The sequence below is a fragment of the Paenibacillus chartarius genome (assembly GCF_042432825.1).
Lineage (GTDB): Bacteria > Bacillota > Bacilli > Paenibacillales > NBRC-103111 > Gordoniibacillus > Gordoniibacillus chartarius.
The window spans coordinates 19,574-45,410 of record NZ_JBHLWN010000074.1 but is presented as its reverse complement, the minus strand read 5'-3'; the positions used below and the strand labels follow the sequence as shown (position 1 = coordinate 45,410).

Genomic DNA, 25,837 nt, shown 5'->3' with positions numbered 1-25,837 from the left:
GCTTCGTACACAAATGGTTTACCCTGCTTTCCTTGCGGGCCCTATATAAAATGCCGCGCCATCCGCTTCATTGCCGGCCCAAACCGACATCCCGTGATACGCGGCGATTCGCTGCACGATGGTCAAGCCGAGTCCGAACTGGCCGTCGGGGCCGGTGTAGAACGGCTCGAACAGTCCGGCCGCCGCCTTCTCGTCCAGCGGCGGGCCGTCGTTCCATATGCGCAGCGTCGGCAGCCCGTCCGCCCGCTCCGGCCGGATCAGTTCGACCTCGATTCGCGACCTCGCATAACGCAGCTGATTGTCCAGCACGTTCTCCAGCGCGACGCGCCATTGCTCGCCGTCTCCCGCCAGCTCGTACGGCTCCGCCGACACAGCCCAGCTTACTTCCGGACGGCGCAGAAGCAGCCGCTCTGCGACATCATCGATCAGCCGCTTCAGCTCGACCGGCTCAAGCCGCTTCTCCTTGGCCGACACATAGCTCAGCTTGTTGAGATAAAGCAAATCCCGAATCCGCTTCTCGAGCCGATCGGATTCTTTCATGATCACTTCCACGCTCGCTTGCAGCGTGCCCTTCGGCAGCAGCCCGTCAAGCATCGACTGCGCGTAGCTGCGGATGACCATAACGGGCGTCTTCAGCTCGTGCGAAATATGCTGCAGAAACGTCTGCTGCGCTTTGTCCTGCTTGATCAGTCTCCTGCGCATCGTTTCCATCGCCTTCGCCAGCCTGCCGATTTCATCGCCGCGTTCCATAGCAATCGGCTCATGCCAATCGCGCTCCGACATGCGGCCGACGTGGCGTTCCATCTGCACAAGCGGCCTCGTCAAATATTTGGCGAGCGCCAGGCAGGGCAGCCAGCTGAACAGCAGCAGCCCGACCATCAGCAGCATAAGCCGCCCATACATCGTATAGACCAAATCGTTGCGGTAGTTCCCCCAGGAATACGATACGATAAAATTCGGCTTGCCTTCGACGACATCCCGGCGCACCACGTAAAAAATCGTTTTGTCCGCGATTTGACGAGAGTATTTTTGTACGGCTCCTTGCTGCGTCCGGGCATCCTGCTCCATCGCTTCGAGGAACGGAGCGGGAAGGGAAGCGCTCATGCGGGGATCCGCAGGCTCGGGCGTTTGACCGGAGTCCTGCAGCAGCAGGTGACGCACAACCGGCCCTTCCGGCGGTTCGAAAGGAACCGAGATCCGGATCGTATCCGCTTCATCCGGAATCGCCGTCGACACACGGAGCTCCGTATTCGGCGGCAGCACCGCCTCACCGCTCAGCTGCAGATGCACGGACGCTTGCGAATCGATCAATATATCGTAAATCTGCTGAGTGAAGAAGCCTTTCAACGTCCACGGCAGAAACAAGGCGAGCAGCGTGAATATCCCCAGCGTAATGGACGCAAATACGCCCCATATTTTCAAGGCAAGCGGCCAGTCCCGAATGCTGCGCAGCGCGGGCTTCATGCTCTCACCATCCTGTAGCCGAATCCGTACACGGTTTCAAGCCGCAGCTGCGGCAGCTTGCGCCGTACCCGCCGCACCAAGTCGTCGACAACGCGGTCCGAGCCGAAATAGTCGGCGCCCCATACGGCGTCCAGCACTTGCCCGCGCTCGAACACTTGCCCGGCGTGTGAAGCGAAGAACAGCACGAGATCGAATTCCTTCGCCGTCAACTCGACGGCATGGCCGTCCCCGTCCCGCACCATGCGTGCTTGCTCGTCGATCAAGTACGGGGGAAGCGGAATCGCCGTTCGAACGGGCGTTCGGTTCACTGCCGGCGCCTGCTTGCCGAGTCCGCGCTCGTAAACCCGCTCCAGCAGTCTGCGGGTCCGTATGACCAGCTCCCGCGGCAGGAACGGCTTCGCCAAGTAATCGTCGCTGCCCAGCTCCAGGCCGACGATCCGGTCGATATCCGCATCCCGCGCAGAGATGAAGATGACCGGCATTCCCGGTTGATCGGCTTTAATCTCGCGAATGAGCTGGTACCCGTCCATCAGAGGCAGCATAATGTCGAGAATCCATAGATCGGGCCGCAGCGGAATCGCTTCCCGTGCTGCGCCGCCATCGGCGAACGTCTGCACATCCCAGCCTTCCTTCACCAAGTAGGCCGACAGAACCTGGGCCAAATCAGGCTCATCCTCCACCAGGAATAACCGGTACATCCTTGCCGCCTCCTCTTCGGATCATTCATTCAAAAATTCTGATTTATCCCTTTATACGAATTGTATCGCGAATTTCCGGCATAGCAAACAAAGACGCCGCCGACGGGGGCGGGCGTCTTCAATCGGACCGTTATTCGCCTTCGGCGGAGTCCGCCGAAGGGTTCGGAGCCGCAGCCGGCGCCGGTTCCTGCTTCAGCTTCTCCGCCAGCTGCTTCAGCTCGGAGGTCATCTTCCGGTAGCTGTCCAGCAGCTGCGGCAGCAGCTCCTTCACCGCGTCCGTATCGCCGGCCTCCAGCGCCTTGGCTAAGTCTTCCTGCAGCTTCAGCTCAGCCGGCAGTTCAACCTTCACATCGAACTCGCCGTTCGCGCCAAGCTCCGGCAGCTTGAACGGCTGAGGCTGCTGCGGAAGCGAATGAAGGTCGTCGTGCTTGATCTCAATTCGCAGGGGTACTCCTACGCCTTCCTGCCCGGCTGCCGGATGCTTCAGAACGATTTGCTTCGTCCCCAATTGCGGCTTCGGCATCTCGCTCTCCACTTGCTTGCGCTCATCCAGCGCAGCCTGCCATTCGCCGGCACGCTCCGGGTCGTATGCTTGAACGAGCAGCTGCAAGTAGGTTCGCTCATGCACGGGGTTGAGCAGCAACCTTGCGGAAAGGCGGACCGGCTCTTCCGGCCCTTTGTCGGCGGAAGCCTGCTCTCCTTGGCCTTCCTGCACCAGCACGTCCGCCGCCTTTGCTTCACTTACGGTTTCCGCTGCGGCCGACCCGTAGGCGCCGAACGCCAGTGACAGCAGCAGCGTTGCGGTTGTCGCCGCTTTCCACGATTTTACCATCATCCACACTCCTTCGTTTGGAATGGAGGACACCGTTGCCGGTTCATCCCCTCATGACTAAACTACCGGAACAATGTGGGCGCAATATCGGAAGATTATGGGAAATTATGGGACGGGCCGACATCCCGGCTACGCAAGCTGCAGCACGAGAATGCCGCCTACCGCCAGCGCTACGCCGGACCACTCGGTCGGACGGAGCTTCTCCTTCACGAACACATGCGTATACAGCAAAATCATCAGTATGTTGAGTGCCACGACCGCGGATACGAGGCCGGTAACGCCGGTCCGAAACGCGGATACGATCAGCACCATGCCGCATAGGTTCGTCAATCCGATCAGCATGCCTGTGAAGAATGTGCGGCGAGGTGTCCAGCCGTTTGCTTGGACGTGGTTCGGCTGATGACCCGGCTCCGTCTCCTGCTCCAGCTTCCGCTTCCGATTGCCGAGCAGCCACCAGCCGCCGAAGCAAACCGATCCCATAATGAACATAAGCGTCAGCGTCGGAAACAAATCCGCGTGAAGCCTTGTCGACAGCTTGCCGGACATATCGTTGAGCCCGAAGAACATCATCACCAGAACACCCCACTGCAGGCCCTGCAGGCCTCCCTTGCGCAAATCGTCGGAATACCGGACGACCAATATCCCTGTGACGATCAGCGCAAACGCGACCCATTGCCCCGCCGTAAGCGTTTCCCCCCAAAGGGCATATGCCAGTATGACCACGACAACCGGAGGAAGCCCGGACATGATGGCGATGAGCGACGACTTGCCGACGGCAAAGCCCTTGAACAAAGAAGCGTTGGCGGCGAACGAAAATAAACCCATCATCAGGCCGGTCAGAACAGCCGGCGTCCATTGCTGTCCGGTCAGCAGCGTGAGCGCCAGGCTGCCGACGGCGCCGCTCGCAAAGACACCGAATAAGGTCAGGTTGCGGTCCAGCTGTTTTTTCGACGTCCAATGGTAACAAATGCCCCGAAGACCGAAGCAAACGGCTGAGGTCAGCGCAAGTAACAGCCACATGTCGTTCAACTCCTATCCACCGGTTAGCGCAGCATCTTGCGGTCCAAGAGAAGCGGGCCGAACGGCAGGAAGGCGGCGATAACAGCTAATACGGACTTGAAAAATGTTAAATCGCGGGTGAAGAGCGCGTTGGCGATCGTCAGCAAATACAAGATGAACAGAACGCCGTGTGCCCCGCCGACCACCGTAACCGCTTCCGGAATGTCCGCCCAATATTTCAGGGGCATGGCGATCAACAGCAGCACAAGGAACGAAATCGCTTCAAGAACTCCGACGAAACGAAGACGTCCGATGGGTGTAGCAAACATGTAAGCATCCCTCCGATAAAGTATCATTGCACCTTAAGCATACCAGCCGCCGCCAGCATATTCCATGTCCAAGATGTGTCGGTTCCCAGGAAGCCACCGCTCTTGCCGCGACCGACTTCACGAACGGCTTACACCGCCACACGCATCCCACATCCGCCGTCTGCAGACGAACGGCTGCCGCAAAAGCAGGCTCCAGTTTTGCCCATATATTTTTGTTGGCTAACATGAAACAAATTCGTCAGCTTGCGTGTCCTATTAATTAGACCTTAGTGGTCATTTCAACGGAACAAGAGAAATGGATTACGGCCGAACCGTCGCTTCGATGGACGGGACCGGTTTACGCGGAGGACTCAATGAACAAACTGCTTATCATGCTATTAATCGGTTTTCTGTTCGGCTGTTCAACTGCAAAGGTTCAACCCCATGCAGCGGCGCCGGCACTCCGTCAGCCAGGTGTCGAAAGCAATGAAAAAGTTAAAACCATAAACGTATATATATATTCAACCCGGCATCCCGATAAGTCTCAACCTATGCTGATAACCGTTATTTCCGAACCCGAGAAACTTCAAGATTTCGAAACGACAATGAAAAATTATCAACTGGGGGTACTTCCTGCCACAGAAGTGAAAGAAGTCTTCTATTTCCAACTGGAATACGTGGAAAATGGAGTATCCGAATATCGCGAATTCCTATATGTACGGACTATGGGGAACGAGGCATATGTAAAAGCGTTTAAGCTTAACCAAGAGAATAGCCACGAATCATTCGATGAAAATTCGCTTCAAGCACTATTAACCTCGGCTGGAACGAATGAGTGGCATTGCCTGTCCGGCCAACTACCGATCTAACCGTATCTTTGCTTATATAACGCAATAGAATCCGGTGCCGATCAGAGGAATACATATCGCATTTTCCTATGAGTGTCCCCTTGTACAACGGAAAAGGAGGGGCCTACGCCGGTCATCGCCGGCCATCGCCCCTCCTCTTCCCATAAACACCGCAATTCAATATGCGTTACATATTCTTCATCGGTGCCACACGATATAACTAATCGCTCCACTCGGCGATCTTCCAGAACGACGGCTTCGGCTGATGGCCTTCGTCGAAGACGAACGGCCAGTTCTTGCGGCCCTTGACCGGGAAATCGTCGAGCCACGTATAGTCGTCGGCCGCGCCCCAGAAGGTGACGGCGGTAACGGCGTCCCGATACTCCCGCAGCAGGGCGAACACCCGCTGGTAACGCTCCGCCTGGCGGACCAGCATCTCCTCCGTCGGCTGTCTCAAGTCGGTGCGGCGGTCGTCGAAGTCAAATACGGAAATATCGAGCTCCGTAATTTGCAGCTGATGGCCCAGTGCCGCATACCCTTCAATCGCAGCCCTGATCTCGTCAAGGCTCGGACCGTTCAAGTTCCAGTGCCCCTGCATGCCCATGCCGTGAACCGGCACGCCCTGTTCCTTCAGCCGGCTCAGCAGACGAATAATTTTGTCCCGTTTGGCCGGGTCGCATTCGTTGTAGTCGTTGTAGAACAGCACGGCCGAAGGGTCCGCCGCATGAGCGAACTCGAACGCCTTCGCGATAAAATCTTCCCCGATCTGCTCCAGCCACGGCGAGCTTCGCAGCCAGACGCCGCTCTTGTCTTCAATCGCTTCATTGACGACGTCCCAGGCGTACACCCGCCCTTTGTAGCGTCCTGCAACCGAATCGATGTGCTCCTTCATTCGTTCCAGCAGCAGCTCACGCCCGGCCGGTCCGCCCCCGGGTGCCCTGAACACCCAGTCAGGCGTCTGGTTGTGCCAGACCAGTGTATGGCCGCGCACCTTCATGCCGTGTTCACCCGCGAAGCGGACGAGCCGGTCCGCCGCCTCGAACGTGTACACCCCCTCCTCGGGGTGTACGCGCTCGAACTTCATGTCGTTCTCTGCGGTGATGCTGTTGAATTGGGCTGCAAGCAGCTCGCGCGACGACTCGATCGTCGTCAGATTCACCGCCGCCCCGATGTCGAAGCAGCCGCGGTACCGCTGCCGGAGGGAGGGTATGCTCCCGCTGAATGGCGTCGTTTCCAAACTCATCACACTCTCCTTCTCGCGCCGCTAAGCCACGCTACGTACTTTCGTACAACTTCTCCGACGGTTAGCCCTTCACGCCGCCAACCGTCATCCCTTTAACGAAATACTTTTGCAGGAACGGATACACCAATATAATCGGCACGCTCGCAATAATCGTCATCGTTGCACGGATCGACGTCGGCGTCACCATAACCCCGCCGCTCTGCCCCGCTGCGAATTGATCCGCAGCCGTTACGGCGTTGGCCGCCGTATTGGAGGCCTGCAAGATTTTCATCAGCTCGTATTGAAGCGTACTCAGCTCGATCTTCGAGGAGTTGTACAGAAATACGTCGAACCACGAGTTCCACTGGCCGACCGCGACGAACAGCGATACGGTGGCGAGGGCGGGAACCGTGAGCGGCAGCACGATCCGCATGAACGTCGTAAATTCGCCGGCGCCGTCGATTTTGGCCGATTCGATCAAGCCGTCCGGCAGCCCCTCGATGAAGGAGCGAATCACGATCATGTTAAAGACGCCGATAATACCGGGAATGATGTACACCCAGAACGAATTGATCATGCCGAGCTCGCGGATCAGCAAGTAGCCGGGAATCAGCCCCCCGCTGAAATACATCGTAAAGACGAACGCCACCGTCACGAACTTGCGCAGCACGAACTCCTGGCGGCTGATCGTATACGCGAGCATCGCCGTACAGAACACCGATACGATCGTACCGATGAGCGTGCGCAGCGCCGAAATCAACGTAGCATGATAGATCGCGGCTTCCTTGAAAATGTATTGATAGTTGTCCAGCGTCCACATCCTCGGCCATAAATAAATGCCGCCGCGAATCGAATCGTTCGCATCATTGAACGACATGGCAAACATATTGACGAACGGATACAGCGTTACCACGACAAGAAAGAGCATGAACAAGACGTTGCATACGTCGAAAATCTTGTCCGGCACACTGGAGTCCCGGCTGCGGGACAGGCTCCGGCTCACATGACTCATAGGTCATCCTCCTTAGAACAATCTGCTCTCGCCAAGCTTCTTCGCAATGGAATTGGCGGCGATGAGGAAGATAAAGCTGACTACCGTTTTGAACATGCCGGCTGCTGTCGCGAGCGAGTAGTTGCCCATATTCATCCCGTATTTCAGCACGAATATATCAAGATTGTCGGAATAGTCGACCGTCATGCCGTTGCCGAGCAAATACTGCGGCTCGAATCCGGCCTCGAGAATGTGTCCCAGATTCATAATCAGCAAAATAACGATAACCGGCTTCAAACCGGGAAGCGTAATGTGCATAATGCGCTGAAGCCTGCTGGCTCCGTCCATTTCGGCCGCTTCATACTGCGCAGGATCGATGGTCGTAATGGCCGCCAAATACACAATCGTGTTCCAGCCGACATCCTTCCACACCTCGGACATGCCGAGAATGCCCCAGAAATATTTCCCTTCCCCCAGCCACAGCACAGGACCGTTAATGAGCCCCAGCTTCACCAAAATAATATTGATGATGCCTTCCGGCGCTAAGGCCGTGGAAATCAGGCTCGCCGCCACGACCCAGGAAATAAAATGCGGCAAGTACGAAATCGTCTGCACGACGCGCTTGAACAACATGTTTCTGAGCTCATTCAGCAGAATGGCGAGCGCGATTGCCGTTATGAAGCCGAGCACAAGCTTGATCGAGCTCATAACCAGCGTGTTGCGAAGGACTTGATAGAAGCTGCTGTCGCTGAACAAAAAGTTGAAATTCGTCCAGCCGACCCAATCCTGATTCCAGAACGACTTCGCCGGCCGGTATTTCTGAAAGGCAATCGTCCAGCCCCAGAGAGGGATGTATTTGAAAATGATCAGCCAGATCAAGAACGGTATGGACATGAGCAGCAGCACTTTTTGCTGCAGCAGCTTGCGAAAGAACAGGGATACGCCCGTTTTCCGGGAAATCGGCGTTTGAACCGCTGCTACGCGGTTGGTATACGTTTTCTCCACTTTTCTAGTCTCCTTTCCGAAGCGAAAGGCCGAAGTGCTCAGCAGCTCCGGCCTCCCTGCATCCCCTCATTCAATTAACGGTCACTTACCTGCTGCGCGTTCCTTCACGACTTTCGTAATGGTCGCTTCATAGGTTTTGGAGTCAAGCTTCTTGTACTCGGTCGTATATTCGTTCCACAGGCTGTCGAATTGGCCCGGCTGCGACATGATCAGCTTCGGCAAATATTTCAGCTGCAGATCCTGCGACTTCTGCCCGAAAAGCTGCTCCGGCGTGCCCTGGCCCAGATTGATGCTCCATGCCGGGTACCATGGACGCACGTCCGGCTTCGCAAAATATTCGGAGAACGTCTTCGCGCCGTAGGCGTCGAGAATTTTCTTATCGCCCTCCGTGTACTCCGCATAAGCGACCTCCGGCTGATTGCCGACAGCGAACGAGTTGCCGTCCTTCAGCAAAGAATTGTTGCCGTAACGCGGCCAGCTGTACTCGAAGTACTGCCAACCGAACGAGCGCTTAAACTCCGGATCGTTACGCTGCTTGATTTGCTCCGGGGTCATGTAGTAACGGCCTTTGGCGTCCACGCTGTACGTTTGGTCCTTGATGCCCCATTGCAGCATGATTTGGTTCTCTTCCGTCAGCATATTGTCAAAGTATTTGATGATCCGAACCGGATCCTTCGCCTTGACTGAAATGCCGATGCCCCTGTTGTTAACGAACGACGGCGGATCGATATATTGATCCTTGATGTCCTTATCGAACACGATCGGCAGCGGAGCATAGCGCTTCTCGTCGATGCCCGCCTTCTTCAGGTTGTTCGTCGCATCGCCTACCTGCCAGTTGTAACCGAAATAGCCTAACACCCGGCCGCTCGTCAGTTTCGCCAAATACTGGTCCTTATTCATGACGAACGACTCCGGATCGAACAGTCCCATCGCGTTGACGTCGTTCAGCTTCTTGATCCAGCGCTTCTCCAAATCCGTACCCGAGTACACCTTCGCTTCCAGCGTCTTCGTATCGACAATGACGCCGCCGTCGTTCGGATAACCGGCCAGATGCATCGTCGGGTTGGTCAACGTAAAGAAGTTATCCTTCGAGCCGGCGAAGATCGCGAAGCCGATCGTATCTTTGCCGTCGACCTGCGGATGCTTTTCCTTGTAAGCTTTGATCATGTCAAAATATTCGTCGAGCGTCTTAATCTTCGGATATCCGGCCTCCTTCAGCACGGAGCGCTGCACCCAGAACGCGCCCTGGCTGATGTTCGGATCGGAGATGTAGCCTTGGTTCGCCGAGAACGGGAGATGGTAGATCTTGCCGTCCTTTTGTCTGAACTTATCCATGTACGGGCCGTAGACGCGTTTGATATTCGGGCCGTACTTCTCGATGAGCTCGTCAAGCGGAATGAAGGCGCCTGCGTCCAACAGCTTGTCGATTTCGCCTTCCGGTACGATGACGTCCGGGTAGTCGCCGCTTGCGATCATGACGCCGGATTTCGTCTTTGCATCGCCGACAACGTGTTCGATCTTCCAGTCGACGCCGGTCTGCTTCTGCAGCTCCTTGCCGAGCACCGTATCGCTGGCGGTCACATCCTTCTCCGTGCCAAACCTGAAGTATGTGAACGTAACCGGCGTCTTGTCGTCCGCGCTTGCCGCCGATTTTCCGTCCGTGCTTGCCGCTCCGGCTCCCGATCCATTCTCACCGCCGTTTGAACAACCGACCAGCGCCGCCGTGACGACGACCGCCATGCCGAGGCTAAGCCATTTTTTCCTCATCGATTATATTGCCCCTTTCAACAGCCCTTTGTTTGTAAGCACTTTCAGTATAAGGGGCAGCGCTTCAGCTGATGACCCCTCAAAGTTTAGATCGTACTTTGAAAAACATAGGATATTTGGAAAATGCAATCATTTCCTGTAACGGGCACAACATCGACTAAACATGCAGCGGGAGGCGCAGCTCGATCGACGTCCCTTTTCCTTCCTCACTGAGAATATGGAAATCGAAAGCATCCTTGTAACACAGCTTTAACCGATAGTAAGCGTTCTTCATTCCGACATGGTCGCCTATTTCGTCGTCCGCCTGCAGGTACGCCATAATTTCCGCCAGCTTGTCCGGCGCCATGCCGATTCCGTTGTCGGTCAGGCGGAACACCAGACGCTGTTCGGCAAACCCGATTTGCACTGTGATCAAGCCGATGCCCGGCGTGCTCTCGATCCCGTGAATGCTCGCGTTCTCAACGAAGGGCACGAGCGACATTTTTGGAATGATAACGTCATAGGCCGCATCATCGACAGTTATTTGATATTGCAGCTTGTCGCCGAAGCGGTATTTCTGAATTTCCAGGAAGCATTGAATCAGCTCCAGCTCCTCGCGTACCGTAACCCAATCCCGGCTCCAGGAAATCGATTTGCGGAAAATTTGCGCCATATAGCGTATCGTCTTCGCCGTCTCCGTCTCTCCCTTGATCAAGCTGCGCATCCGGATCGTCTCCAGCGCGTTGAACAGAAAATGCGGATTGATTTGACTGTGCAGCGCATGAAGCTGAGCTTGCCTTTGCTTGATCTCCAAATCCTTCTTCTGAATATCGGCTACGTAGACGTCGTTGATGAGGTTGTTGATGCGCTCCGTCATCCGGTTGAATTCGCCGGTCAGCTGACCGATCTCGTCCCGGGCCTGCTCACCCTCGATCGCCAGGAAGTTCTGATGCTTCACTTTCTTCATGTGCTTCAGAATGCGAACGAGCCTGACGTGAATCGACCGGGATATGGCCGCGATAATGAGCGAGGGCAGCAGGAAGTTGATGCATGCCAAATAAATGACGAACGAGCGGGACTTGATGACGTCCTGCAGCATCACCTTTTCGTCCATGACGCCGTACAGGCTCCAGCCGTTTAAATAGTTGTTGTTCTCATACGTCTTGGTGAAGCTGATCGATTTGTCCGGCAGCGCTAACGATTCCAAAGCGACGGTGCCTGTTTTCCAGTCGACCGACTTGTTGTTCGTGAATCGGACCATGCGCTGCGGATCGAGCACATAGGCGTCGCCATCGAAGCCGGTGTTGGCAAACAGCTCGGCAATCGTATCCATCTTCAAATCGATTTTGATCATATGCGAGTAGCTGCCCCCCTGCAAATAATCGAGCCGCTTCACCATGCTGATCTTGCCGCCGTCATGAATCAATACGGGGTACGACGCTTTCGTCTGCGCAAACTTGCCGTACCACCCTTGCTCCTTAACGGCATCCGTCAACGGTTGAATCGAACCGGAAGCCAGGATCGTCGGGTTGTCCGTATAGACGACAGCCGCTTGAATCGTCCGGTACGCTTGCTCGGATTTGTTGAACACCCCGCGCATTTCGGTAGTGTTGAACGCATCCACATATTCGATTCGGGTTACGTACGTATGATCGAGATGCTCGTTCAGCACGGAATCCGTATAAAACAAATACGAGATGCCGGCCGCCTCGTCGATCACGGCGCGGAACTCCCGCTGCAATTGCTGGAACGCAAAGTCGGCGTCGCGTATTTTCTGGCTCCGGATATTGTTCGTGGTGACACCCAAGAAGAAGACGTTCGTCATAACGATCGGGATCAGCACGCACAGCATATACATAAGCAGCAGCTTATCCCGCAGCTTCAGATGATTGAGATGGAACCTGTTCATTTGGCGATCGCCACCCGTCTATAATTTGCCGCGCAGCTTGTTGCGGTAATCCGTCGGTGTCATGTGCTCCAGCTTCTCGAACTGGGTGACGAAGTAGTCGGCGTTCTGAAATCCGACCTTCTCCGCTACCTCGTACATGCGAAGATCCGTCTGCCGAAGCAGCTTCTTCGCTTCCCCGATGCGAAGGCCGAGCAGAAATTCATTGAAATACACGCCATACGTTTTCCGGAATAATTGACCGAGATAAACCGGATTCATATAGAATGAGGCGGCGATGCTCTTCAGATTGATATTTTCCATGTAATGCGCCTCAATGTATTTTTTAATTTTGTCGATGCCTCCGTTGCACCTGTCCCGCCGCAGGATGGCGATATACCGGTCGGCTTCCTTCAGGAATGCGGCAAGCAGCTGCTTCAGGCTTTGCAGCCGCACGTGCCGGCTTTGCCAATCCATCAAAGAGGCCACGTGCGCGAGTTCCTTCTCGCTGCCTTCCATCTCGCGGATAATATTAATAACGCCGATGACTGCACGCAGGATCGAGCCCGAAACGGCATTAGGGGAAAACCGCTTGGTGCGAAACTCCAGAAAGATCAAATTGAGCGCCTTCAAATACTGCTCTTCATCGCCTTCCTCCAGCCGTTCCAGCAGCATCGTATACAGCTCGGCGTCCAAATCAAAATAGTATAGCGGCGTCCCGCGCACCTTCTCGATGAAGATAACCTTCGTTCCGTCCTCCGCATACTTATAGGCCAGCGCCTCGTTAGCCGCCTGATAAGATGATTTTACCTGCCCGATGTCGCTCACCACGGTGCCCGCATATAGGGTGACCGGTGTTTTCAGGCCGAGCTCCAGCTCCATGTGAAGCGCTTGCAAGAATGCGTCTGCGCTTCGGTCCGCATATCTCATGTCCAGCAAAATGCCGAATAGGCCGGGAGCTTGTTCATGAACAGGGATCGGGTACCCGGCGGCTCCGAGCGCGGCGCTATTGCTGAGTACGTCCGCCATCTGCTGGGCTGTCCAAACCGGCGGATGCGCCTCCGGATCCGCCGGATGCAGCTCTGCGGCGATATATACGAATCGGGAGTTGCTTTCGGCACGGATGGCGGCAGCGAGCCGCTGCGCGTCGCTATCCGACAGCTCCCCCTTGATCAGCGTTTCCAGAATCGGCCCGGTCAGCTGCTTGGCGCCGGTAATCCGCGACAGCTGGTTCATGCTCAGCGAGCTCTCCATCTTCCGCAGCGCGCCGGCCAGCTCCTCCTCGTCGATCGGCTTGAGCACATAGTCTTGAACGCCGTAGCGAAGCGCCTGCTGGGCATAAGCAAAATCGTGATAGCCGCTAATAATCATGAACAACGGCTGCTTTCCCCGCTCCGACGTTACCGTGCGAATCAAATTCAACCCGTCCAGCACCGGCATGCGTATATCGGTAATGACGACGTCGGGCTCATACAGCGCCATGAGCTCCAGCGCCTCTTGCCCGTTCTCGGCCTCGGCGCAGATTTCGTACCCGAGCGAGGCCCAGTCGATTAAATTCATCAGGCCTTTCCGTACGAACATTTCATCGTCAACGATCATCACTTTATACACGACTCGGCCTCCTCCCTATCGATGTTCATTATAAAGCATCCGCTTGGAAAACGCCTCCAATTTCCCATCCAACAATATTAATCATTTTCTTTGGAAACTAAAGAACTTGCGCGCAGAATCGTACCGGGCCGCCGCCAACAACGGGCTTCCGTTGGATATGAATTGATCGATAGGAAAAGCTAGGTGAAAATGCTCGGGAGGTCTTGACCTTGGTTCAAACGGAACATAATATTCGCTTGACTTCGGCGGAAATAGCTCATCTTTGGAGCGGATACATGGGCGATAGTATGGCTAGATGTGTCATTAAATACTTTCTCGCCAAAGTCGAAGATCTTGAAATTAAGCCATTACTGGAATATTCGTTGCATCTAAGCAATCAACACTTACGCGTTATTTCCGATATCTTTTCGCATGAAGACATACCCATTCCGCATGGATTTGGCGATGACGACGTTAATAGTAACGCAAGACGCCTGTACTCGGATACATTCTTTCTTAGCTATATGAAAGACACAGCGAAACAAGGCTTGGCGTTATACGCCCTAGCATTAGCACTTAGCGCCCGGTCTGACGTTAGGAATTATTTCTCGGAATGTCTCGCTTCTACAGCTGAGCTATATAATAAAGTTACCCATGTCATGTTGAATAAGGGCTTGTATATCCGGCCTCCCTATATACCAAACGCGGAATCGGTTGAATACGTCCGCCATGAAGGTTTCTTAAACGGAGTTTTCGGCGATAAACGACCGTTCAATGCAATGGAAATTGCCCATTTATTCGCAAATATTCAAACCAATGCGCTAGGTAAAGCTCTGATATGCGAGTTTGCACAAACGGCAAAGTCCGATGAGGTAAAGAAGTATTTCCTAAGAGGAAAGGAAATAGCGCACAAGCAAATTGAAGTGTTCTCCTCATATTTGCAGGACGAAGACCTCCCCGCACCTATGACCTGGGATGCCGACGTACTGGATTCAACGGATGCTCCGTTTTCCGATAAATTAATGTTGTTTCATATTTGTGGATTAAATGCGGCAGGAGTTTTGAACTATGGAACGGCTCTTTCCGTTTCGTTACGAAGGGATTTGGCATCCGCATATGTCCGATTAACAGGAGAAATTGAAACTTACGTTGATGATGGCGCGGAGCTTATGATTAATAATGGTTGGATGGAAAAACCGCCCGGAACAGTGGACAGGAGAGCTTTAACGGCAAAAAAATAGCAAACGAACTCCCCAACGGTTTCGGCGGATGTTCCGGCAGCAGCAAGGCATCCCATGCCCTACGTCAATCGTAAACACGACGCGACGTCCTCTATGAGTTTACCCGGAAGAGTATCGCATCCAATGCAAAAAGATATAAATTCTTTAATGTTAAACAAGCTGTGCCCCGAGCGCTCCGGAACCGCCGCGGCACAGCTTGGCCAACTAATCGAACCAGCCTTTCCGGTGAAACCATCCGAACATGCCGAACCCCACGACAAACATAACGCCCAGCACGGCAAAATACCCCCAATGCCACTCGAGCTCCGGCATATAAGTAAAATTCATCCCGTAAATACCGGCGATAAACGTCAGAGGCATGAATATCGTCGTAATGACGGTCAGCGTCTTCATAATCGTATTCATGCGGTTCGAATTCAGCGAAATATAGCTGTCCCGCATATCCGCCGTCATTTCGCGGTTGGCATCGATCATCTCGGACAGCTTCAGCAAATGGTCGTACACATCGGTGAAATACACATGCTGTTCCTTGAGGCCCGCAATCCGGTCCGTATTCAATATGCGGTACATCAGCTCCCGCATCGGCACAATCGTCTTGCGCAGCTTAAGCAGCCGCGACCGGATCTCAAACACCCGGTTCATCAGTGCCGAGATGCTTCTCGTATTGCCTGCCGTCTCAACGTTCAGCAGCTGATCCTCGATCTCGTACACCGCCGGAAAATAGTTATCGACCAGCTTGTCGACCACGAGATACATGGCATACAGCCGTCCTCGCTGCCGCATTTTTTTGTGCTCCAGCATTTTCCCCCAGGCGTCGTCCACTTCAGGCTGAGCCTCATGGTGGAAGGTGACGATAAACTGCTTCCCGATGAAAATATCGACCTCTGTCGCAGCCAGATTGCGCTGATTCAAAGCGTGAAGCACGAAGAAATGCACATCCTCGTAATGGTCCAGCTTCGGCCGCTGCAGCAAGTGGTAGCAATCCTCGATCGCAAGCGGATGGAAATGGAAAAACTCCTCCAGCGACAGCGCTTCTTCTTCGGTAGGCTGATTATAGTCGACCCAGAACCAATGATGCTCCTTCATATTCAATAGTTCCTCAAGATTACCGAGTTCGTGTGCGTCCCCGTCTTGCGTTACGGTCATAATCCGCAGCACTGCCATGTCCCCTTTGCGCGAAGGCGTTTTGATTCATTATATAGCTGACGCACGCCTTACTCCAAATGCAGACACCCGGTATCATAAGCAAAGCGAAGTGCCTATACTACGTAAAGAGAGCAGGCCGCAGCCTGCTCTTTGGAGCCCCTTCGCATTGTGCCTGATTATCATGTACAATACGAAGTAAGAATGGATTATGGAATGGGAGCTGTATGTCGAATGACGAACGATGAAGTGATTTTAACCCCTGAGGGCTTGGCGAAGCTGGAGCAGGAGCTGGAAGAGCTGAAAGGCCCGCGCCGCCGGGAGCTCGCCGAGCGGATTAAGACGGCGATCTCCTACGGCGACTTGAAGGAAAACAGCGAGTATCATTCCGCCAAGGAAGAACAAGCGTTTATGGAAACCCGCATTCTTACGATCGAGCGCCTGCTTAAGAAAGCGCGTGTCGTGGCATCCGCGGACACGTCAACGGTACAGGTAGGCTCGTACGTCGTCGTGCATGACATCGAATTCGATGAGAATATCGAATATCAAGTCGTCGGTCCATCCGAGGCCGATGTCTCCAACAACAAAATTTCGTACGAAAGTCCGATCGGCACGGCGCTGATGGGCAAGTCCGTCGGTGACGAAATTCATGTCAACGCACCTGCGGGTGTCATCACATACAAGCTGTTGGAGATCAAAGCGTAGCCATCCGCAGTGCGCGGTACGATCGGCGCAATCCGTAGTGCATAATCCTTTGTACGCAGCCCGGCTTACTTGCCGAGCATCGGCTCGCCGATGATGCTTCGGTCGCCCTGGACGTAAATCCGCAGCGATTTCGTATCTTTCACGTCAAACTCGATGTCGGTGATCGCGCCGTTCTTGACCATCATCTCTTTCACCGTCACATTGTTCTCGTCGACGACCTTCACTTGAAGGTCGTCTTTCGTCAATGTGTCCGCCGCATAAATTCTGGCCTTGAACTTGCTGTAGCTGAATTCCGTCAGCACTTCGATGCTGACCGACCGGCTGCCGCCGGTTACGTAGCCGTACGCAAACGCCGTACCGTCCGCCGTCTTAAGCTCCTCCGGCGTTCTGCTGGCGAGCCGGTACAACGACGCGTTGTATACGTATTCCGTCGAAGCTTTGATATAGCTGATTTCGCCTTTGGCGATGTCTCCTCCGACTTCCCCCAAATAGGCCGTTTCCGTGTTCGGATCCCAAGTCACCTTCATGCCGGCCGCTTCCGCCACCGCCCGCATCGGCAAATACGTCGAACCGTTGTACGTAATCGGTACGAGCCTGGTCCCCGTATCCGCATCGACCGCCTCGAACGCTTTGCCGTTCAGCATGACCTTAATCCCCGTATTCAAAAACACTCTGACCTCCGTCAAAGTGCCGGCGCCGAGTACATTATACGACAAGCTGAGCGACAAGGCTGCAGCCAGCGCCCCAGTGACGATGCCTTTCCGTTTCAATGGATTTCCCATGTGTGTAATCTCCTCCCGGATTGTCAAGCTGTTACTAATTGTATCCGGGGGAGGAAAAGCGGCAAGGAGCTTACAACCTATGCTTGGTCACGACATGGACAGTGACTCGTAACGGGGCGCCGTGCCTAATCCCGTCACGGAGCTTGCGGCCTGATCCGTATGCCCCGCGCCCGTATCCAGCATCCGCCGTTTGAATTCCTTCGGCGAGCAGCGGTTGTGACGCTTGAACAGCTTGTAGAACTGGGCCATATTCGATATGCCCACCTCGAAGCCGATCTCGAAAATCGTCGCATCGCTGGTCACCAGCAGCCGCTCCGCTTTCTTGATGCGCTTGTAGTTCACGTAGTCGACGAACGACATGCCCATCGTTTTCTTAAAGTATTTAATAAAATAATGATAGCTGAGGCCGAGCAGCGTACACACGTCCTCGACCGCGATGTGCTCGTTCAGCCGGCTCTCGACATAATCGAGTACAGGCCGAAGCCGGGCGACATCGGCATTCCGGGCACGCTGCAGCTTCGCTCTCGTATCGCGGCGGACGAGCAGCAGCAGCATCCGCTGCACGCAGGCGCGGATAGCGAACTCGTAGCCGTCCCGCATCGCCTGCGATTCTTCATAAATGTCCAGAATGAGCTCCCGAGCCGCTGCATTCGCTTCGGGGTCGCCGCGGAAAATATAATTGAGCTCCGAGAGCGGGTTCGTCACCTCGGCAAAGCTGGGCAAGTAACCGATCGTGCTTTGGTCGAAATGCCGCAGCAAATCGAGTTGAAAGACGGTGTAGCGCAGCTCCCCGTCCGACACCTTCATTGTCCTGTGCGGCTGCGAGGAGCCGAGCAGGACGACATCACCGGGGCCGAGCGTCATTTGCTCGTCTTGCGTTTGCAGCAGCATGCCGCCGTTCTGTACGACCAAAAATTCCACTTCCTTATGATAATGCCAATGCCATTTGGAAGATGTACTGCGGCCGGGAGGATGATCGTCGCGGATCTCCCATATTTTCAAATATAGCAGCGGATTCTGGTAGACGACATTCTCATTCAACAGCTCCACGGGCATGACTCCCCCTTCTGCTTCGAGCATATCACAACTGGATTGTTCACCCAATACCCATGACACAATCGAACATAAACTTGCCAAGTTCCGTCCTATTCGGCGCCCTGCCCATCCCCTATACTGAGTTTTAGAAAAACGAATGGGAGGCTGCGGCATGACATTGCGAGTAACGGTATGGAACGAATTCCGCCATGAGAAGGAGAGCGAGAAGGTACGCTCCGTTTATCCGAACGGCATACATACGGCGATCGGCGAAGGGCTGGGCTCCGGGGTGCAGGTCGCTTACGCTACGCTGGACGAGGAGGAGCACGGCTTGACGGAAGCGCGTCTGAACGAAACGGACGTGCTGATCTGGTGGGGCCATAAAGCTCACGGCGACGTACAGGACAGCATCGTAGAGCGTGTACAGAAGCGCGTGCTTCAGGGCATGGGACTGATCGTGCTGCATTCCGGCCATTTCTCGAAAGTGTTCAAGAAGCTGATGGGCACGACATGCGATCTCAAATGGCGGGAAGCCGACGAGAAGGAGCGCATCTGGGTCGTATCCCCGGGCCATCCGATCGCCGAAGGCATCGGCGAATACATCGAGCTCCCGCAGGAGGAAATGTACGGCGAGCACTTCGATATCCCGCAGCCGGATGAGCTTATTATGGTGTCCTGGTTCGAAGGCGGCGAAGTATTCCGCAGCGGCTGCACGTTCCACCGCGGCCAAGGAAAAATCTTCTACTTCCGCCCCGGCCATGAGACGTATCCGACGTATTACAACGAGCAGGTACGCCGCGTCATCCGCAACGCCGTGAATTGGGCGGCGCCGACGACACGCGAGCGGCCGAACTACGGCAACCATAAGCCGCTGGAGAAGATCGGCGGGTAATAAGGCAGCCGGCCTGACGGGGCGCCCGGTAAAGGCGCTCCGTCAGGCCGTTGTTCGTTATGCGGGCCGGCTATCCGCCGGACACGAGCTGGACGACCGCGAGTCGGTCCCCATCGCACACCGGTACGTCTAGCCGTTCCAGCCAGGCGATATTATCGTCGTTATAGCAAATCATAACGTGCTTGCGAATGGCGCCGGTTTCCGTCATCACGTGAACGCGCAGCAGCGGGTACCGCTCCATCATACGCTGAATCGCCTGCTCCAGCGTATCCGCCTCCATCGTAAAGCGCGCCTTCCCGCCTGTACAGTCACTGATCAATGAAGGTACGCTGCAGTCGATCGTCGGCATCGCTTCGCCTTCACCCTTCCACTATCCACGGCTTCACGCTCATAATGCGGGACAGCTGTCCGGGCAGGCGGCTCCAGGTCACGCCCCGGTCGAGCGAGCAAAATATTTCGCCGCTGCTGGTTCCGAAATACAAGCCATACGGCTCGAACGAATCGATCGCCATCGCGTCCCGCAGCACGCTGACGTGGCGCAGCTCCTCCGGCACAACGTCGCCGATCGGCTCCCACTTTGTATCGCCGGGACGACGCGACCAGACGAGCAGCTTGCCGCCGAGCATCGACCTCTTCTCGCTGCTCTCGAGCGGAATGAGGAACAAATCGCCGTTCGGCGCAATCGCGATCGGGAACCCGAACGGACGGTCATCGCCGTGCAGCGTCAGCCCCTCTTCGATCGGCGTCCAGGTATCGCCGGCATCGGTCGACATAAATACGCCGCTATGCTCCTGCATGTAGAGCGTATTCGGATCCGTGGGCGAAATGACCATCTTATGGATACAATAACCGATCGAGTCGTCCTGCTGGCCCGTTGCCGCCCGGTTCAGCCCGGTGTTGCAAGTCTGCCACGTCTCTCCGCCGTCTTCCGTACGGAACACGCCGACCGCCGACATCGCCACCCAGATCCGCTTCTCGTTATGAGGGTCGACGATAATTGTATGCAAGCACAAGCCGCCTGCTCCGCCGAACCAATTCGGGCGGCTCGGATGCTTCGTAAGCGCATCCAGCTCCCGCCATGTCGCGCCCCGGTCGCGGCTGACGAACAGCCCGGCTTCCTCGGCACCCGCATAGATCGTATCCGGCTGCGACGGCGCTCCGGGCATAAGCTGCCAGATGCGATTCAGCGAAAATCCGGTCTCCGGAGCATAGCGGGGACCTTCCTCCACCTGTGTCCACGTCTCGCCGAAGTCGTCGCTGTAGCGAATCGTCGCTCCATACGCCGCATGCGACGTTCCCGCAAACATGCGATGGGTGCCGCCGCGGCTGTCGCCCATAACGCTGTAAGCCTCCCAGCCGTTCAAGAACGGCCCCTTGAGACTCCACTGCCGTCTCTCTTCATCCGACACGTACATGAATACGCCTTTACTCGTGCCGACCAGCAAATGAATACGCTTGCTCAAATGATCGCCTCCATTTCTTTACATGCAGCCCAATCTAGAGGTTTCCCTTCTATTTCCACAAAACGGAAGCGGATTCCTGCCTCGGTTCGCAATTTCAGCCCAATTTCATACACTGCCGTTTATTCTCCCTGCACGTGCCCTAAGAAGCAGAAAAATGCCCCCATAGAGAGCATTTTCGTGAGCGGTATTTGAAATTGAATCGGTCTGTTTCCTTAAGCGAGAAATGCCTCGGCGGCATGCTGCTCGGACGCTTCGCCGGGCCGCAGAGAACCGTTCGCCTCAGACTGGCCCAAATCGGCGGCATCCTCCCCGTCGTGCAGCAGCTCGAGCAGCCTGTTGCGCAGCGCCACGAAGCCGGCTTCGGTCCGCACGCGGGGACGCGGCAGCCGCACGGCAACCTCCTCCTTAATCCGTCCCGGCCCCGGCGACATGACGATGATCCGGTCGGCCAAGTAAATCGCCTCTTCGACATCGTGGGTGACGAGTACGAACGTAATATTTTCCTGGCGCCACAGTCGTGCGACCTCTTCCTGCAGCTTGCGGCGGAGAATGGCGTCGAGCGCGGCGAACGGCTCATCCATGAGCAGCAGCTTGGGCTGCAGAATGAGCGCCCGGGCGATCGCTACCCGCTGGCTCATCCCGCCCGACAGCTCCTTCGGGTACAGCCGGGCTGCCTGCTTAAGCCCAAGCAGCTCCAAATAACGCTCAACCGCCTCCTGCTGCCGCTTCCGGCTTATTCCTTTGAGCTCAAGCCCAAACCGGATGTTGCCATCCACCGTAAGCCAAGGAAAGAGGGCATATTCCTGAAACACGTAGCCCCGCTCCGTCGATGCGCCGTTAACCGGCTTGCCAGCGAACCGCACCGAGCCCGCCGAAGGCCGCTCGATCCCCGCCATGAGCTTCAGCAATGTGCTCTTGCCGCAGCCCGACGGTCCGAGCAGACAGACGAATTCCGCTTCCCCGATATGCAGCGATACGTTGTCCAGCGCCCGGACCTCGCGGTCGTCCCCCGTCCGATATTGTTTCGATACTCCCTGCAACTCGACATGCAACGGACATCTCCCCTTCCTTCCGACCCAAGTTCATTTCCACCGTACGAGCAGCCGTTCGCCGCTGCGAACCAGCACCGATGATCCGAAGCCGAGCGCCCCGATCGTGAACATGCCGATGATCGACTGCCGGTAATCGAGCAAATGATACGCCTGCCACGTTGTATAGCCGATCCCCGTCTGCCCGGACATCATCTCGCCCGTAATGACGCCCATCCACGAAGCGCCGGTGCCGACCGCCAGCCCCGTAAACAATTCCGGCGACATCGCCGGCAAATACACCTTCCATATTGCGCGAACCGGACCGCAGCCGAGACATTGCGCCGCCTGAACGAGCACGGGCGACACCCTGCCGGCCGCATCCTTCGCATTGATCAGAATCGGGAAGAACGCTCCAATGAACGTGATGAAAATAATGCTGCTCTCTATAGTCGGAAATAACAGCATCGTCACCGGCAGGAACGCGATCAGCGGAATCGGCCGGAACAGCTCAAGGCTTGGAAACAGTGCGTCCCGCGCTGCGCCCTTCAGACCGATCCAGAGCCCGAGCGGCACCGCCGTCAAGAAGCCGAGCACGATGCCCGTCAGCACTCTGGCCGTACTGATTCCGATATCCATATAGTATTGCTTCCGCCCCAAGTACGACCACCAGGTCGATACGATATCGATCGGCCCCGGCAAGTTGCCGAACTGCAGCGGCCAGCGCACATTGGCCCTAACCGCCGCCTCCCACAGCAGCAGAAACACGATTACCGACGCTATGCGCACGAGCGTAGATGCGACCGACCGTCGCCGGATCCCTTTACGCAGCTTTTCCATCTCAATAAACCTTTCCTTTAATCCATTCTCCCTGCAGCTCGGCGTCGGTCAAATACGTCTTATTTACGGCTTCCACGGCATCGCGGAGATAGGCATCATCGACGAACGACTTCAGCTCGAGCTTCTTCTGCAGCTTGCCGATGCTCGACAGAAACTCGATACTGCCGCTAAGCGTATTCAGATCCTTTTGATAAATCGCGGCGTCGAACCGGATGTTTTCCACCATTTTGCGGCATACCTCGGCGGGAAATTTGCTTTCTTCCTCGAAAATTCGGGCCGCCTCTTCCGGGTTGCTCCGAATGAACTCATGAGCTTCATTCAGCGCGCGCAGGAAAGCGATCGCCTCCGGCTTGTTATTCTTCGCCCAGTCGAGATTGGCGACGACTCCCGCCAAATAATCGATCTTCGTCTCTTCCCCGAACTGCAGCACGCGTCCGATGCCCTTGACCTGCATCAGGCTCGGATAAGGCTCCCACGTCGAGTGGGCGCTGATTTTCCCCTGCTCCACGCTCTGCATCCCGACCGTTACGGACTGATCGACAATCGTCACCTGATCGACGAGGTTCACCCGGCGCAGCGACTCCAGCAGCATCCGGTGCGAGGAGCTGCCGATCGGCGTCGACACGGTCTTCCCCTTGAGGTCCGCGACCGACTTGATATCGCTGTCCTTCGGTACGAGAATCGCCTGATTGCGGCCCAGCTCTCCCTTCCCGTCAAAAGCGAGGAACACGGAATGGTAGTTCGACTGGGTAATGCCGAGCACGCCGTTCAGCAGCGACGGCATATCGCCGAGGAACGAGATTTGGATTTTGCCGCCGGCCATGTTATTGTTCAGGACCGAACCGGCAGGGGCGTCGAACCACTCTACTTGGTAGCTCTTGTTCGGAACCTGCTCCTTCAGATGCTTCTCGTACAGCTTCCGGTTCTTGATGATCAGCGCTCCCCACGTCTGGGCCGTAGGGGACTGGTAACCGATCGTAATCGTTACCGGCTCCGCGCCGCCTCCCGACGCCGCTGCCGCACTTCCGGCCGGCGCTCCGGCTGCAGAGCCGCCGCCTCCTCCGCATGCCTGCAGGAGCAGCAGCGCCGCAAGTCCCGCTGCGGCGCCGGCACCGCGCAATCCGCTAAGCTTCATGCTCCGCACCCCCTGTTTATCTGACCAAATACGGAATGTTGACGCGCACCGCGTCGACCGGACAGTCCGTCTGGCACGGCGTGCAGTACCAGCATTCGTCGTATTTCATATACGCCTTGCCGTCCTTGTCGAGCGCGAGGATGCCCATCGGGCATACTTGGACGCAAATATCGCAGCCGATGCATTTGTCCCGGTCGATAATGACGCTCGCTTCGACCCGCTGGCTGATCAGATTAGCCGACTGATTGCTCATGTGCCGTCTCCCCTTTATGTTCATTCGGTTGCAAAATGTATGGCGGAAGCTCCTTTGTATACAGCTCGCTCCGGCCGTCGCTGCCTTTGCGGATAATGACCCGCTTCAGCCAATTGGCATCGTCCCGTTCCGGATAATCGAGGAAATAATGATAGAAGCCCCACCGGCTCTCCTTGCGGAAGAGAGACGCCTTCGCCATCATCTCCGCACAGTCGACGATGCTGTGTACCTCCAGCGCCCGGCCGATCTCATGCGGGTCGCGCGCCCCGAGCAGCTGCAAATCCACCTTGCGAAAATGGTCCATTTTCTCCAATGCAATATCCATCTTCGTAATCGTCTTCGGCGGCATGAGATACTGCGTTACGATGCGGCGGATTTTGTACTCCACCTGCTGGTGCGGCACGCCGTCCGGATTGGCGGCAATGCGGCTTATCCGCTCCGCCTCCGCTTCGATTTGCGCCGGATCCGGCTCGACGAACGTCTGGGTCGCAGCGAATTGTGCCGCGTTCGTACCCGCGATTTTGCCGAAGGTTAATGCCCCTAACAAATACTGGTGCGGTACACACGCCATATCTCCCGCCGCATACAGTCCCGCCACCGACGTCTCCGCCTCGTGATTGACCAGAACGCCGGAGGCGCTGTGCCCGCTGCAAAGTCCGAGCTCGGAGAAATGCAGCTCCACCATATCCGAGCGGTAGTCCTTGCCGCGTCCGGCGTGGAACCGTTCCCGGCTCGGGCGCTCGTTATAATGCAGGATCGATTCGATCTTGGAAATCGTCTCGTCGTCGAGGTGCGTCAGCTTCAGGAACAGCGGCCACTCGCCCTTGTTCGCCATCTTCCACATGTTCATGATGAGCTCGCCGCTCCAGTAATCGCAGCCGGTGACGCGTTCGCCCTTGGCGTTCGCGGTATAGCCGCCGAACGGTCCGGCTACATACGCGCAGGCGGGACCGTTGTAATCCTTCATCGTCGGGTTAATCTGATAGCACTCGATGCCGGTAAGCTCGGCGCCTGCGTGGTACGCCATGGCGTAGCCTTCGCCGGAATTCGTCGGATTCTCGTATGTGCTGTACAGGTAGCCGGAATCGGTCAGTCCCATGCGGCCGGCGGCTCCTGCGGTAAGCACGACAGCCTTCGCCTTGACGACGACCAGCTCGCCGCTCTGCACGTCGTAGCCGATCACGCCGGTCACTTGGTTGCCGCTCGTAAGCAGCCGGGTCGCCATGACCCGGTTCACGACTTTGCAGCGCATCTGCTTGACCTTCTTGGCCAAAATCAGCTTCAGGTCGCTCGCCTTCGGCATCGGCAGCACGTACTTGCCGTTGCGGTGCACGCGGTATACCTCGTAGTTGCCCTCAGCATCTTTCTCGAAATCGACGCCCCACGAATCGAGCTCTTTGACGATGTCGTAGCATTCCGACGCTTGGCGGAACACCGCCCGCTGATCGACGATGCCGTCGTTGGAGGCGGTAATCTCGAGCGTATACTCCTCGGGCGTCGCTTTGCCCGGTATAACCGCGTTATTCAAGCCGTCCATGCCCATGCTGATCGCGCCGCTGCGGCGGATGTCCGCCTTATCCAGCACGAGCACCTGCAGGCTCGGATTCGCCGCTTTCGCTTTAATGGCCGCCATCGTTCCGGCCGTACCTCCGCCGACGATGACGACGTCCGCCTCATAATGTCTCGTTTGCATCGCTTGTCGACAACCTCCTTCATGAGATAAGAAAAGACA

The 25,837-nt window shown here is 56.0% G+C and carries 25 protein-coding genes; 4 read left to right on the top strand and 21 right to left on the bottom strand.

Translation table 11 applies throughout. The features are described 5' to 3' along the window. Nucleotides 1-18: 18 nt before the first annotated feature. From ACFFK0_RS18750 to ACFFK0_RS18730, 5 genes are all read right to left on the bottom strand, one after another. Nucleotides 19-1,464 carry a HAMP domain-containing sensor histidine kinase gene (locus ACFFK0_RS18750; RefSeq protein ID WP_377471845.1) on the bottom strand — a complete coding sequence of 482 codons (1,446 nt, stop codon included), beginning with the start codon at nt 1,462-1,464 and terminating at the stop codon, nt 19-21. Next, nucleotides 1,461-2,162, bottom strand: a complete 702-nt coding sequence (locus tag ACFFK0_RS18745) for a response regulator transcription factor (RefSeq protein WP_377471844.1) — start codon at nt 2,160-2,162, stop codon at nt 1,461-1,463. Before ACFFK0_RS18745 ends, ACFFK0_RS18750 begins: the two co-directional genes overlap by 4 nt. A gap of 130 nt (nt 2,163-2,292) precedes the next feature. Continuing rightward, nucleotides 2,293-2,994, bottom strand: a complete 702-nt coding sequence (locus ACFFK0_RS18740; protein ID WP_377471843.1) for a hypothetical protein — start codon at nt 2,992-2,994, stop codon at nt 2,293-2,295. 129 nt (nt 2,995-3,123) lie between these two features. After that, nucleotides 3,124-4,014, bottom strand: a complete 891-nt coding sequence (locus ACFFK0_RS18735; RefSeq protein WP_377471842.1) for an EamA family transporter — start codon at nt 4,012-4,014, stop codon at nt 3,124-3,126. Between the two features lie 23 nt (nt 4,015-4,037). Continuing rightward, on the bottom strand, nt 4,038-4,322 hold the full coding sequence (locus ACFFK0_RS18730; RefSeq protein ID WP_377471841.1) for a DUF3817 domain-containing protein: 285 nt from the start codon (nt 4,320-4,322) through the stop codon (nt 4,038-4,040). Nucleotides 4,323-4,675: 353 nt separating this feature from the next. Between ACFFK0_RS18730 and ACFFK0_RS18725 the strand changes: the two genes are divergently transcribed. Beyond that, nucleotides 4,676-5,170 carry a hypothetical protein gene (locus tag ACFFK0_RS18725; RefSeq protein ID WP_377471840.1) on the top strand — a complete coding sequence of 165 codons (495 nt, stop codon included), beginning with the start codon at nt 4,676-4,678 and terminating at the stop codon, nt 5,168-5,170. Nucleotides 5,171-5,369: 199 nt separating this feature from the next. Here the strand turns inward: ACFFK0_RS18725 and ACFFK0_RS18720 are convergent, their stop codons facing one another. From ACFFK0_RS18720 to ACFFK0_RS18695, 6 genes are all read right to left on the bottom strand, one after another. Continuing rightward, a complete protein-coding gene (locus ACFFK0_RS18720) occupies nt 5,370-6,392 on the bottom strand; it encodes an endo-1,4-beta-xylanase (RefSeq protein WP_377471839.1) in 1,023 nt (340 codons plus the stop codon). 61 nt (nt 6,393-6,453) lie between these two features. Next, nucleotides 6,454-7,383, bottom strand: a complete 930-nt coding sequence (locus ACFFK0_RS18715; RefSeq protein ID WP_377471838.1) for a carbohydrate ABC transporter permease — start codon at nt 7,381-7,383, stop codon at nt 6,454-6,456. Between the two features lie 12 nt (nt 7,384-7,395). Then, nucleotides 7,396-8,367 carry an ABC transporter permease gene (locus ACFFK0_RS18710; RefSeq protein WP_377471837.1) on the bottom strand — a complete coding sequence of 324 codons (972 nt, stop codon included), beginning with the start codon at nt 8,365-8,367 and terminating at the stop codon, nt 7,396-7,398. Nucleotides 8,368-8,448: 81 nt separating this feature from the next. Further along, nucleotides 8,449-10,134 (bottom strand): ABC transporter substrate-binding protein, encoded by a 1,686-nt coding sequence (locus tag ACFFK0_RS18705; protein ID WP_377471836.1) that lies wholly within the window; start codon nt 10,132-10,134, stop codon nt 8,449-8,451. 157 nt (nt 10,135-10,291) lie between these two features. Continuing rightward, nucleotides 10,292-12,022 carry a sensor histidine kinase gene (locus tag ACFFK0_RS18700; RefSeq protein ID WP_377471835.1) on the bottom strand — a complete coding sequence of 577 codons (1,731 nt, stop codon included), beginning with the start codon at nt 12,020-12,022 and terminating at the stop codon, nt 10,292-10,294. 18 nt (nt 12,023-12,040) lie between these two features. Beyond that, nucleotides 12,041-13,609 (bottom strand): response regulator, encoded by a 1,569-nt coding sequence (locus tag ACFFK0_RS18695; RefSeq protein ID WP_377471834.1) that lies wholly within the window; start codon nt 13,607-13,609, stop codon nt 12,041-12,043. A gap of 209 nt (nt 13,610-13,818) precedes the next feature. On the opposite strand from ACFFK0_RS18695, the gene ACFFK0_RS18690 reads away from it, so the two are divergent. Beyond that, on the top strand, nt 13,819-14,829 hold the full coding sequence (locus tag ACFFK0_RS18690; RefSeq protein ID WP_377471833.1) for a DUF3231 family protein: 1,011 nt from the start codon (nt 13,819-13,821) through the stop codon (nt 14,827-14,829). Nucleotides 14,830-15,033: 204 nt separating this feature from the next. Here ACFFK0_RS18690 and corA read toward each other — a convergent pair whose 3' ends face one another. Then, nucleotides 15,034-15,987 carry a magnesium/cobalt transporter CorA gene (corA, locus tag ACFFK0_RS18685; RefSeq protein WP_377471832.1) on the bottom strand — a complete coding sequence of 318 codons (954 nt, stop codon included), beginning with the start codon at nt 15,985-15,987 and terminating at the stop codon, nt 15,034-15,036. A 219-nt stretch (nt 15,988-16,206) separates the two neighbouring features. On the opposite strand from corA, the gene greA reads away from it, so the two are divergent. After that, complete coding sequence (gene greA, locus ACFFK0_RS18680; RefSeq protein ID WP_377471831.1) at nt 16,207-16,677, top strand: transcription elongation factor GreA; 471 nt, start codon at nt 16,207-16,209, stop codon at nt 16,675-16,677. A gap of 65 nt (nt 16,678-16,742) precedes the next feature. Here greA and ACFFK0_RS18675 read toward each other — a convergent pair whose 3' ends face one another. Both ACFFK0_RS18675 and ACFFK0_RS18670 read right to left on the bottom strand, forming a co-directional pair. Continuing rightward, complete coding sequence (locus ACFFK0_RS18675; RefSeq protein WP_377471830.1) at nt 16,743-17,459, bottom strand: stalk domain-containing protein; 717 nt, start codon at nt 17,457-17,459, stop codon at nt 16,743-16,745. 87 nt (nt 17,460-17,546) lie between these two features. Next, the gene (locus tag ACFFK0_RS18670; RefSeq protein ID WP_377471829.1) at nt 17,547-18,515 is read right to left on the bottom strand and encodes a helix-turn-helix domain-containing protein; all 969 of its coding nucleotides are present in this window, start codon (nt 18,513-18,515) and stop codon (nt 17,547-17,549) included. A gap of 151 nt (nt 18,516-18,666) precedes the next feature. On the opposite strand from ACFFK0_RS18670, the gene ACFFK0_RS18665 reads away from it, so the two are divergent. Then, nucleotides 18,667-19,386, top strand: a complete 720-nt coding sequence (locus ACFFK0_RS18665; RefSeq protein WP_377471828.1) for a ThuA domain-containing protein — start codon at nt 18,667-18,669, stop codon at nt 19,384-19,386. 70 nt (nt 19,387-19,456) lie between these two features. Here the strand turns inward: ACFFK0_RS18665 and ACFFK0_RS18660 are convergent, their stop codons facing one another. The 7 genes from ACFFK0_RS18660 to ACFFK0_RS18630 all read right to left on the bottom strand — a co-directional run bounded on the left by ACFFK0_RS18660 (nt 19,457) and on the right by ACFFK0_RS18630 (nt 25,798). Next, the gene (locus tag ACFFK0_RS18660; protein ID WP_377471827.1) at nt 19,457-19,735 is read right to left on the bottom strand and encodes a MoaD/ThiS family protein; all 279 of its coding nucleotides are present in this window, start codon (nt 19,733-19,735) and stop codon (nt 19,457-19,459) included. Between the two features lie 10 nt (nt 19,736-19,745). Further along, complete coding sequence (locus ACFFK0_RS18655; protein ID WP_377471826.1) at nt 19,746-20,849, bottom strand: WD40/YVTN/BNR-like repeat-containing protein; 1,104 nt, start codon at nt 20,847-20,849, stop codon at nt 19,746-19,748. Nucleotides 20,850-21,061: 212 nt separating this feature from the next. Then, nucleotides 21,062-21,901 carry an ABC transporter ATP-binding protein gene (locus ACFFK0_RS18650; RefSeq protein WP_377471824.1) on the bottom strand — a complete coding sequence of 280 codons (840 nt, stop codon included), beginning with the start codon at nt 21,899-21,901 and terminating at the stop codon, nt 21,062-21,064. A 30-nt stretch (nt 21,902-21,931) separates the two neighbouring features. Then, nucleotides 21,932-22,717 (bottom strand): ABC transporter permease, encoded by a 786-nt coding sequence (locus tag ACFFK0_RS18645; RefSeq protein ID WP_377471823.1) that lies wholly within the window; start codon nt 22,715-22,717, stop codon nt 21,932-21,934. Between the two features lies 1 nt (nt 22,718). Continuing rightward, nucleotides 22,719-23,852, bottom strand: coding sequence for an ABC transporter substrate-binding protein (locus ACFFK0_RS18640; protein WP_377471822.1), 1,134 nt, complete (start codon nt 23,850-23,852; stop codon nt 22,719-22,721). Nucleotides 23,853-23,868: 16 nt separating this feature from the next. Then, nucleotides 23,869-24,105 (bottom strand): 4Fe-4S dicluster domain-containing protein, encoded by a 237-nt coding sequence (locus ACFFK0_RS18635; protein WP_377471821.1) that lies wholly within the window; start codon nt 24,103-24,105, stop codon nt 23,869-23,871. Further along, a complete protein-coding gene (locus ACFFK0_RS18630; protein ID WP_377471820.1) occupies nt 24,086-25,798 on the bottom strand; it encodes a fumarate reductase/succinate dehydrogenase flavoprotein subunit in 1,713 nt (570 codons plus the stop codon). Before ACFFK0_RS18630 ends, ACFFK0_RS18635 begins: the two co-directional genes overlap by 20 nt. Between the last annotated feature and the right edge of the window lie 39 nt (nt 25,799-25,837).

What these genes read in the sequence shown, in the direction of transcription:
- ACFFK0_RS18750 (WP_377471845.1), bottom strand. Translation starts at nt 1,464, where the DNA reads ATGAAGCCCGCGCTGCGCAGCATTCGGGACTGGCCGCTTGCCTTGAAA.
- ACFFK0_RS18745 (WP_377471844.1), bottom strand. Translation starts at nt 2,162, where the DNA reads ATGTACCGGTTATTCCTGGTGGAGGATGAGCCTGATTTGGCCCAGGTT.
- ACFFK0_RS18740 (WP_377471843.1), bottom strand. Translation starts at nt 2,994, where the DNA reads ATGGTAAAATCGTGGAAAGCGGCGACAACCGCAACGCTGCTGCTGTCA.
- ACFFK0_RS18735 (WP_377471842.1), bottom strand. Translation starts at nt 4,014, where the DNA reads ATGTGGCTGTTACTTGCGCTGACCTCAGCCGTTTGCTTCGGTCTTCGG.
- ACFFK0_RS18730 (WP_377471841.1), bottom strand. Translation starts at nt 4,322, where the DNA reads ATGTTTGCTACACCCATCGGACGTCTTCGTTTCGTCGGAGTTCTTGAA.
- ACFFK0_RS18725 (WP_377471840.1), top strand. Translation starts at nt 4,676, where the DNA reads ATGAACAAACTGCTTATCATGCTATTAATCGGTTTTCTGTTCGGCTGT.
- ACFFK0_RS18720 (WP_377471839.1), bottom strand. Translation starts at nt 6,392, where the DNA reads ATGAGTTTGGAAACGACGCCATTCAGCGGGAGCATACCCTCCCTCCGG.
- ACFFK0_RS18715 (WP_377471838.1), bottom strand. Translation starts at nt 7,383, where the DNA reads ATGAGTCATGTGAGCCGGAGCCTGTCCCGCAGCCGGGACTCCAGTGTG.
- ACFFK0_RS18705 (WP_377471836.1), bottom strand. Translation starts at nt 10,134, where the DNA reads ATGAGGAAAAAATGGCTTAGCCTCGGCATGGCGGTCGTCGTCACGGCG.
- ACFFK0_RS18700 (WP_377471835.1), bottom strand. Translation starts at nt 12,022, where the DNA reads ATGAACAGGTTCCATCTCAATCATCTGAAGCTGCGGGATAAGCTGCTG.
- greA (WP_377471831.1), top strand. Translation starts at nt 16,207, where the DNA reads ATGACGAACGATGAAGTGATTTTAACCCCTGAGGGCTTGGCGAAGCTG.
- ACFFK0_RS18675 (WP_377471830.1), bottom strand. Translation starts at nt 17,459, where the DNA reads ATGGGAAATCCATTGAAACGGAAAGGCATCGTCACTGGGGCGCTGGCT.
- ACFFK0_RS18670 (WP_377471829.1), bottom strand. Translation starts at nt 18,515, where the DNA reads ATGCCCGTGGAGCTGTTGAATGAGAATGTCGTCTACCAGAATCCGCTG.
- ACFFK0_RS18665 (WP_377471828.1), top strand. Translation starts at nt 18,667, where the DNA reads ATGACATTGCGAGTAACGGTATGGAACGAATTCCGCCATGAGAAGGAG.
- ACFFK0_RS18660 (WP_377471827.1), bottom strand. Translation starts at nt 19,735, where the DNA reads ATGCCGACGATCGACTGCAGCGTACCTTCATTGATCAGTGACTGTACA.
- ACFFK0_RS18645 (WP_377471823.1), bottom strand. Translation starts at nt 22,717, where the DNA reads ATGGAAAAGCTGCGTAAAGGGATCCGGCGACGGTCGGTCGCATCTACG.
- ACFFK0_RS18640 (WP_377471822.1), bottom strand. Translation starts at nt 23,852, where the DNA reads ATGAAGCTTAGCGGATTGCGCGGTGCCGGCGCCGCAGCGGGACTTGCG.
- ACFFK0_RS18635 (WP_377471821.1), bottom strand. Translation starts at nt 24,105, where the DNA reads ATGAGCAATCAGTCGGCTAATCTGATCAGCCAGCGGGTCGAAGCGAGC.
- ACFFK0_RS18630 (WP_377471820.1), bottom strand. Translation starts at nt 25,798, where the DNA reads ATGCAAACGAGACATTATGAGGCGGACGTCGTCATCGTCGGCGGAGGT.